The sequence below is a fragment of the Microcoleus sp. AT9b-C3 genome (genome assembly GCF_036705485.1).
In the GTDB taxonomy this organism is placed as follows: domain Bacteria; phylum Cyanobacteriota; class Cyanobacteriia; order Cyanobacteriales; family Microcoleaceae; genus Microcoleus.
Genome location: NZ_JAUBUR010000079.1, coordinates 1 through 7,331, shown reverse-complemented (window position 1 = coordinate 7,331; position 7,331 = coordinate 1). Strand labels below are relative to the sequence as shown.

Here is a 7,331-nt window from a genome sequence, read left to right as displayed (position 1 = left end):
GCAAAAAGCTAAATCCTTCATTTCGACATCAGGGGAATTATTCTCTTATCTTTCTTTTGAGGGATGTAAGTGTACCATTAGTTATTCTTTTTTTGTTGTTTTACCGGGTGTCACTCGACCCGGTAGCCTGCGGCGCCCTTAATTCTGGATGGCGCGGCCGGGGGGGCGGGCCATACCCGGCTCCCCCCCCGGCCCACGTTCTCATAATTCCTGTTCCTCTAGTAAGCGTTTGTACTCAGCCTCTGCTGCTTTATACTTGGGCGAACCGCCTTTAGTTACGCCCCACACTTCAAGAATTATTTTGGCTTTAGCCCAGCCTTTCTCTTTCAACTTTAGCACCTGTTCAGCGCGTTCTGATTCAGCGTTCTGAAATGCGTTCTGTTCTGGTTCAGCTAGTTGATTTTGGCTAATCGGTTCTGATTCCTCCTGTCCGTCATAAGTCAGTGCTAGAGCGCGTTCTAGATGTTCGCGCGGGTTCAAAATCTGTTCTGCCTCTTGTTGGCGCTGTTGTTGCGAAACGTAAACAGATGTACTGATTTCGTCAATCACATCAGCCTTAACAGCCTTAGCCTTCATTACCTCAATTTCATCTTGCTCAGCTTGTTCGCGGGCAATGTTGCCAGCAGTTACAGCGCAAGCAATCGCAGCAGTCAAACTTAACCCTTGCAAGGCTTTTTGGAGATTTAGCGTTTTATCCAGTGCTGCTAGCGGTGCAATCCAAAGGGCAATAGAGGACGCACTCAGCACAAACAGTTTTAGGTGCATAAGAATACCCCCAGCCCAATTAACAGCATCGCAAAACCACCAATCAGCAAAGCTTGCAAGTCAGCGACTGAAATCTTGAGCAACTTGCTCAGTGAAAAATCCAGCAGCCAGCTTAAGCCCCAGGCGATCACAATCGCTCCCAACAAACACAGAACGCCTCGAAACGTGATCGGATGCAAACTCGCTACCCACCCCAGGAGTGAGAAAGCGACGCACCCAGCAACGAAATAATTAGCCAAGTACATCGCTCTCATTATCTTGAGCCTCCTAGCAGGGCAGTCCGTAGAGTTTCAAGCGCTTGTACAGCTTCATCAATAGCAGCACTAGCTTTGTTCATCAATTGCTGCTTGGGTTTATCTAAATTAGATTGCCCCCTTGCCCTAATTTTTGCCCCTCGCAAAAGTGCGATGCTGATAGCCAGATTGTCCACTGGGAATTTGTCGTTGGGATAGTAGTCATAGATGCGAGTCATTAGTTCGCCCCCGTCAGTTGAGCTTTAATCGCATCAATCCCCGCCCGTGCCTTTGTATCAGCGTTATCAAGCCTCGCACCTTGTTTTGCGTACCCTTCCCGCAGTTGGTGCAGTCCTGTTGCATAGGTGGTACTTGCTTTGATTTTCCTGAGTTCGTTTTTAGCGATGCCCCCTTTGTATTTTTGATATTCCTTGTGTACTTTGACATCGCAACCGTCAATCGCGAGAGCCGACTGGTAAAGCGACCGGGTATGTTTGACCCCTTTTTTCTTTTCCTTAGCGAGTTCCTTCATCGCGTCTGCTTCCTCTTTGGAGGCATAACGCGGCGTATCAATTACTGGGACAGACCGGATGCTGGCAAAGCTGCCGGGATTCATCGGGCTTAAGGCTTGTGCGTCGGTGCTGGCAAGCACTTTTGATTTGTCGATACTGTGGCCGCCGTCGTTTACGGCAAGGGAGCCACCATTTTTGGGCGCATCAGATTGACCGCCGCCGAATAAGCGTAGTTGCAGTGACATTATTTACCTACCTGAATTGTGATTTTTACCGGAAGTAGATTAAGCGGATTGATGCGGGGGAAGAGTCCGAGAATAAGCAGAGCCAAGCCAACTGATGCAACAGCGAGGGCAAAAGCTTGCGCCCAGTCAATCCAATCAGTTAATCCAATCTGGTGGCTTGATTCCTGGTGACTGGCAATCTCTACTGTGTTAAGTCTTGGCTCAAATTCCAGCCCGTGAGCTAACAGCAATTTTTCCCATGTTGCTGTCGCTGTAAGTTTTCCAAAAGCGCGAGCTTGCTCGTTCGTGAGATTGCAGTCGTATGCAAGCTGCTTGAGATGCTCAATTCTACGACGGCTTACCATCGGTCGGTTAGCCGCAGCAGTATTAAGAGTTGCGGCTGACCCTTCTAGGTAGCCGTCGCCTCGTGCCATAATTTTTAAGCTCCAAACGTTGTAAGAGAACGGTTTGGGGAAGTCGTGAGTAGTTCAGTGTGCCAACACTGGGCTATCGCGCATCAATCTTCCTTAAACTTACGATCGCAGGTTTTCCCCTACATTGTCAACCTAGGATTGTAAAGTTTTTACATCTCTATAATTGAATTTTCTTCCTCTGGCTGTTCTGGGAGATGCAATCTATGGTCAAAGAGCGCCAAGCATTGTTTGCACTGGTAAGTAGATTTTTCTATTTCCTCATCAGGTAGCCACTCACTCGATATCAACCAATTGTATCGGCTGTGACAGTACGGACATTCAAAAGTAGACGGCATATTTCAATTCTCCAGTAAAGCCCCTTTTTAGGGGCATGATTCCTAATTCCCTTTTGGGGTTTACCCTTCAATCATCTCCAAAAGTGCCTCAATATCGGCAAGCGAGGCAGTAGACTTTTTACGTTTGGCTTTTAACTGGTTGAGCAAGTCGGCTGCGTCTGGTAAGTTTGTGACCGGAGCAGAATTTTGTTTCAGCTCGGAAAGTTGCGCTTCAATTTCCTCCCGATCGGCGCGCTCTGTCGCAAGTTGCGATCGCAATTCTGCAATTTCCCGTTTTGCGGATTCGTACCTATTCTCAAGCTCGTCAAAATTCGATTCGAGCATATTAATCTGAAAATGGGCATCAGCCAAAGCTTCCTCTGAAGTGAAGCCATAGATTTGAGCGTGTTTTTTTGCTTCCTCTGGAGTAGTGAGAGCATGACCCACCGTTTCCATAATCGGCAAAACGTCGCTCTCTGGCTGTTCTGTTGTTTCAATCTTATCACTGCTTACCGTTTCCATAATCGGCAAAGGCTCAGTGTTAGCCGTTTCCATAAATGGTTGATTACCTTCTGCTAGCGCTTCCAAATAATCGTTGCGACTCATTCCTGCTTTCTCTGCTGTAGCAGCCAGCCACTGCCAAGCATCATCGGTTAAATTTACTGAACGCACCTTGCGCGGAGCCTCAGACTTCGGAGCGAATTTGCCAGCGGTATTTCTGATTTTGTTGGTCATTGCCGTTTCCATAAATGGTTGATATCTCTATCTAACCATTTCCATAAATGGTTGTCAAGGGTTTTAAACAACCATTTCAATAAACGGCTTAATGCCCTTCCGGGCGGGGTTACGGCTATTTTTCAAATTTCCGTATGGAGCTTGTACGCTCCGGGCTAGAATTCTAGCGGAAATTTGAAAAATCCCGTTAGGGGGGGTAGATAGGGATAATCACATTTCCCACCCACTCCAAAATCTTGTTTTAGGCGGGGATAGTCATATTTTCCCGCCTAGGACGTGGAACCATTGCCGCTACATTAAGTGATTATCCTGAGTTAGAGCTTAAATTGCTTCCCAACGAATTTGATGCGGCCAAGCTAGCACCTCGCTCCATCCCCCCAATTGTTCAATAAGCATTCGATATTGAGCACCGTCTGTAGCGGCCAAGAATGAGCCTCGCACCCACTGTCCCCAGCGCTGCACCCATGCCGTTCTGCCAATTCGTTCTGCCTGTTCTGGCAAGGGTTCCACTGTCACAGATGATTGCTGTATTTGTTTATTTATAGCTTCATCTGTGACAACATCAAAGCCTTGCTGTTCAAGCAATTCAGCGTGTTTTAAATCCTCCACTTTTTTGACCAAGCGAACGGCTGTAAGCTCAGCCAAAATTTCCCAATTTTCAGGGAGGGAGCAAACCCGCTGAGCACCCTTTGGAGTAAGTTTGGTGGTGGCTTCTGGCTGATATCGATAAGACCAGACGCGCTCCGAACCCTCTCGAATTTGTTGGGCAACGAGTTTGACGCCGATACTGGCTAGCAAGCGGTTGATGTAACGCATTGGAGCTTTCTTATCGGGGTAGCCCAGCACGTTCGCCACAGCTTTTTTCTTGCAGCGCTTGATAAAATCTCTGACTTCTGGAGAGTCAGCAGTCCAAGAGGTATCAGGGTTGAGAAACTGTTCAATCCCCAGATTTTTTAAGAGCCGCAGCTTCAACCAGCGATCGGAAATGTCGGGCAGGAAAGTTCGGAGCTGTTGCTTCCACTTGCGGCGCTGTAGATATTCGGCATCCTCCTGATTTTTAAAGAGCCATGAAGCTTCGAGCCTGTTTAATAAAGCGCGGTCTTCAAAGCGAACGAGCCGAACAAACTCCCACGTCCACAGAGCCGAGCGTTCAATTCCTGGTAGTCGAGCCTTGAGCCGAGCTTTGATAGCTTGACAACGTTCTGCCCAGGACGCCGAGTAACTGCGTTCTATTTCTAGGGCTTGATTTAAATCAATGTCGTCAGCGTCGAATATCTGTTTGGCCGCTTTGTCGCGACATTCTTGTTTGGCTTCCCCATGCTCGTTTGACTCAGAGCTGCCAGCTTGTACCCACTGCGGAGCATAACCCCCAGCTTCAAAAGCTTTGAACAGATACCCCCGCAAATCGCGCCGCTCAAAGTTTTCTTTAGCCTTGATTTTGCAGTAAGTCTCGTGATGGGGCGATTGTGCTTGTTGGGCGATTGCTTCTCTGGTGACTGCGCTCAGCACTTCATCGGTCAGAGCTAGGGCTTCAGCAGTTACTCGCTCTTCAATGGCTGCACTGATTTGTTTGTAGTAAGTGGCGTCACCGTCTTTTGATGAACCCAAACCGCGCTCGGCAGCAAAAACAGTGATGCGCTCAGGATGGCGGACGCGGCGGCTCATTTGCAGGCACTCGTCTACACCGATAGTCCCAACAAACCAGCAAAACACATCGGAGAATTTGTGCAAGATGGAAATATCTACACCAGATTCTGCCGTAGGAGAATAAATCAACCACGCAGGCTGGTGTTCCCGAATATAGGCGTCAGGGTCAGCCAAAAATTCTTTAGCCCAAGCCTCAGTTACAGTTTTTGCGGTGAGGAGGATGCCTTCACCATGCGACATCTGTAGAAGCTCTGCCATTGCCTCAGCTTTTTCAACGGAGTCAGTCGCTATGGCAGGACAGACAGCAGCAAGAATCTGCTGGGTGTACCATTCATCAAACTTCTTCAGGGATTGACCAGCTTCAGGGGTGACAAAAAATACTGGTGGTGTGTCGCCGTTGAATAAGTTTTGAATCTTGGTTGCAGCCTTGCCAGAGAGCCGGGAAATGTAGCTGACAACCCAGTCGGCTTGATGTCCATCTGTGAGGACAATGCGATCTGCCTTTTGGCAAGCAAGTTCAAACCGTTCTAGAACCTCAAGCCGTTTGTCAAAGAGCGTTCTGCTGGTTAGGAGGTGCTTGATAACACTTGCAGACTCGTCAATTATCAGGGTGCAGCCTTCGAGCCGTTCTAGGGGGATTTTAAGAAGGGAATCTACACACAGAGTCAAGCGAGCGTCAGGGTTTGCAAACATTTTGTAGCCACCGTGAGCATCAAGGTGGTAACTGTTCAGTTTTTCGGCAAGCTGCAAGCCCAAACTGTTGCGGTAGGTGAGGTTAATTTGAACGCCCGTTCTGTCTGCCGCTACCTTATTTTTTAGATACTCAGTTTTGCCAGTGCCAAGACCGCTCTTGATAGCTGTGATTTTTCCGCTTTTGGGAGCCTCGGTGTCAAAGTATCGCGAATTGGTGAGGATATCGGGAGAGAACCCACGGTGCATCCGCCACAAGCACTCGTTCTGCAATTTAGAGAACAGTTCGGCTGCAGACAGCACAGCGTCAATATCGCCACCAGCTACGCAGAAATCATCTACCCCTTTGTGAGGGCCGGGCAAAATTGCAATTTTTGCGATCGCTGTTTTGAACAATTTTGCTAGGGTGCTAGCGGCGCGAAACTCTTGACTCTGGGAATAATCCCCGGCGCGATGGTCAAAGACGATTGTAATTTCACGTCCCGCTGTGTCAAGCGGTTGGAGCGTTGCGTGCAGTTCCCGCGCCGATGCTCGCTGGTATTCTGTCCCGTCTGGTTTTCTTACTATTTCGCCGCGTTCTGTGACTCTGTAACCCGTGTGAATCCCAGGCAGTCCAACCGCTGCATACCCGCGAGAAATGAGCGCCGCTGCCTTTTTTTCACCCTCAGTAATTACGATCGGGCAACCGCTGGCAATTACCCAATCCCAAAATCCGAGTGCTTCCCCATTAAGTCCGATGGCTGGCAAATCGGGCATTGATAACCCAGCTTTAGCCGCAACCGAGCGCCACACTTCAACAGTCACGAGCGGACAAAACACCTCTAGGGGCTTTCCTTGTGGCTGGTAGTATCTGCGGGGGCGTCCCTTCTTGTCAATTCCGAGAGGTTCCCCAGTTAGCTGTCGAAAGCGGCCGTTAACTATGAAGCCACTGGCACCCTCGCACTTGGCATAATTCCTTTTGGCTTGGGTGCTGCCGCTGCTGCTGTTGGTTGTAGGGTCAGTGTCGCGATAAAGCAGGTCGTAGATGGCTCTAGCGCTGACAGGTTCAAAGTTCAGAGTATAGATTTTAGGGCTGATGCCAGACTTGACTACGCAATCCTGAAAGCTTAAATCTATACCCTCGATAGGGTATAATGAGGTCATAGGTCATAAGCTCGCCCTAAACGAGCGTGATTACCAAAGACCGCTGATTTCAGGTTCCAATTGATTGCAGCGGTTTTTTGGTGTTTATCTTAAGGTTTCAAAACATTTAGAGCATACATTGGAATTCGCTCGCTAAAAATAAGCGAGCGGATGGGTAAGTCACTGCGAGCGCAACTATTGCATTCAATCTTGGGAAGAGGAACAAAGATTGATGGCGGGTCGCGACTGGCTTCGATTGCGCTGCATTCAACATCAACAGCGGTATTAATTTCTACAACCCAGGATAAAAACTCGACTAGCGCCCTGAAAAAGTGAAGCCCTATGGAGAGTAGCAAAACTTTGATTTCTTTACCGATGTACTGAGCCATTAATCTAACCACGCAGTGCCAAAAATCTAAAGTATTTTTGGAAAAGTTATGGTAGGTAATTGTTTTCACCAAAGAAAGTGGCATCGTCATTATCTGTGTCGCCGGAGTCTCGTATAGGGGGGCATACAGTTCAAGCATCCTTAACCCTGGTGTCGAGAGAAAAAGGGCATTATATTCAACAAATTCTATGCAAAAAGCTAAATCCTTCATTTCGACATCAGGGGAATTATTCTCTTATCTTTCTTTTGAGGGATGTAAGTGTACCA

9 protein-coding genes are annotated in these 7,331 nt (G+C 48.2%); all 9 read right to left on the bottom strand.

Annotation, left to right across the window (positions count from 1 at the left end; translation table 11 throughout):
- Window positions 1-201: 201 nt before the first annotated feature.
- On the bottom strand, window positions 202-765 hold the full coding sequence (locus QUB77_RS30985) for a hypothetical protein (protein WP_333180841.1): 564 nt from the start codon (window positions 763-765) through the stop codon (window positions 202-204).
- Window positions 756-1,019 carry a hypothetical protein gene (locus QUB77_RS30980; RefSeq protein WP_333180842.1) on the bottom strand — a complete coding sequence of 88 codons (264 nt, stop codon included), beginning with the start codon at window positions 1,017-1,019 and terminating at the stop codon, window positions 756-758. Before QUB77_RS30980 ends, QUB77_RS30985 begins: the two co-directional genes overlap by 10 nt.
- Window positions 1,019-1,237: a hypothetical protein gene (locus QUB77_RS30975; protein ID WP_333180843.1), complete on the bottom strand. Its 219-nt coding sequence runs from the start codon at window positions 1,235-1,237 to the stop codon at window positions 1,019-1,021. Before QUB77_RS30975 ends, QUB77_RS30980 begins: the two co-directional genes overlap by 1 nt.
- Window positions 1,237-1,755 carry a hypothetical protein gene (locus QUB77_RS30970; RefSeq protein ID WP_333180844.1) on the bottom strand — a complete coding sequence of 173 codons (519 nt, stop codon included), beginning with the start codon at window positions 1,753-1,755 and terminating at the stop codon, window positions 1,237-1,239. The genes QUB77_RS30975 and QUB77_RS30970 overlap by 1 nt, the downstream gene beginning before the upstream one ends.
- Window positions 1,755-2,168, bottom strand: coding sequence for a hypothetical protein (locus QUB77_RS30965; protein WP_333180845.1), 414 nt, complete (start codon window positions 2,166-2,168; stop codon window positions 1,755-1,757). The genes QUB77_RS30970 and QUB77_RS30965 overlap by 1 nt, the downstream gene beginning before the upstream one ends.
- A 149-nt stretch (window positions 2,169-2,317) precedes the next feature.
- Complete coding sequence (locus QUB77_RS30960; protein ID WP_333180846.1) at window positions 2,318-2,503, bottom strand: hypothetical protein; 186 nt, start codon at window positions 2,501-2,503, stop codon at window positions 2,318-2,320.
- A 60-nt stretch (window positions 2,504-2,563) separates the two neighbouring features.
- The gene (locus QUB77_RS30955) at window positions 2,564-3,217 is read right to left on the bottom strand and encodes a hypothetical protein (RefSeq protein ID WP_333180838.1); all 654 of its coding nucleotides are present in this window, start codon (window positions 3,215-3,217) and stop codon (window positions 2,564-2,566) included.
- A gap of 321 nt (window positions 3,218-3,538) precedes the next feature.
- The gene (locus QUB77_RS30950) at window positions 3,539-6,697 is read right to left on the bottom strand and encodes a plasmid replication protein, CyRepA1 family (protein WP_333180839.1); all 3,159 of its coding nucleotides are present in this window, start codon (window positions 6,695-6,697) and stop codon (window positions 3,539-3,541) included.
- A gap of 89 nt (window positions 6,698-6,786) precedes the next feature.
- Window positions 6,787-7,275: a hypothetical protein gene (locus QUB77_RS30945; protein WP_333180840.1), complete on the bottom strand. Its 489-nt coding sequence runs from the start codon at window positions 7,273-7,275 to the stop codon at window positions 6,787-6,789.
- Between the last annotated feature and the right edge of the window lie 56 nt (window positions 7,276-7,331).

Excerpts from the sequence above, each read along its gene's own strand:
- QUB77_RS30985 (WP_333180841.1), bottom strand. The coding sequence starts at position 765 with ATGCACCTAAAACTGTTTGTGCTGAGTGCGTCCTCTATTGCCCTTTGG.
- QUB77_RS30965 (WP_333180845.1), bottom strand. The coding sequence starts at position 2,168 with ATGGCACGAGGCGACGGCTACCTAGAAGGGTCAGCCGCAACTCTTAAT.
- QUB77_RS30955 (WP_333180838.1), bottom strand. The coding sequence starts at position 3,217 with ATGACCAACAAAATCAGAAATACCGCTGGCAAATTCGCTCCGAAGTCT.
- QUB77_RS30980 (WP_333180842.1), bottom strand. The coding sequence starts at position 1,019 with ATGAGAGCGATGTACTTGGCTAATTATTTCGTTGCTGGGTGCGTCGCT.
- QUB77_RS30960 (WP_333180846.1), bottom strand. The coding sequence starts at position 2,503 with ATGCCGTCTACTTTTGAATGTCCGTACTGTCACAGCCGATACAATTGG.
- QUB77_RS30950 (WP_333180839.1), bottom strand. The coding sequence starts at position 6,697 with ATGACCTCATTATACCCTATCGAGGGTATAGATTTAAGCTTTCAGGAT.
- QUB77_RS30945 (WP_333180840.1), bottom strand. The coding sequence starts at position 7,275 with ATGAAGGATTTAGCTTTTTGCATAGAATTTGTTGAATATAATGCCCTT.
- QUB77_RS30970 (WP_333180844.1), bottom strand. The coding sequence starts at position 1,755 with ATGTCACTGCAACTACGCTTATTCGGCGGCGGTCAATCTGATGCGCCC.
- QUB77_RS30975 (WP_333180843.1), bottom strand. The coding sequence starts at position 1,237 with ATGACTCGCATCTATGACTACTATCCCAACGACAAATTCCCAGTGGAC.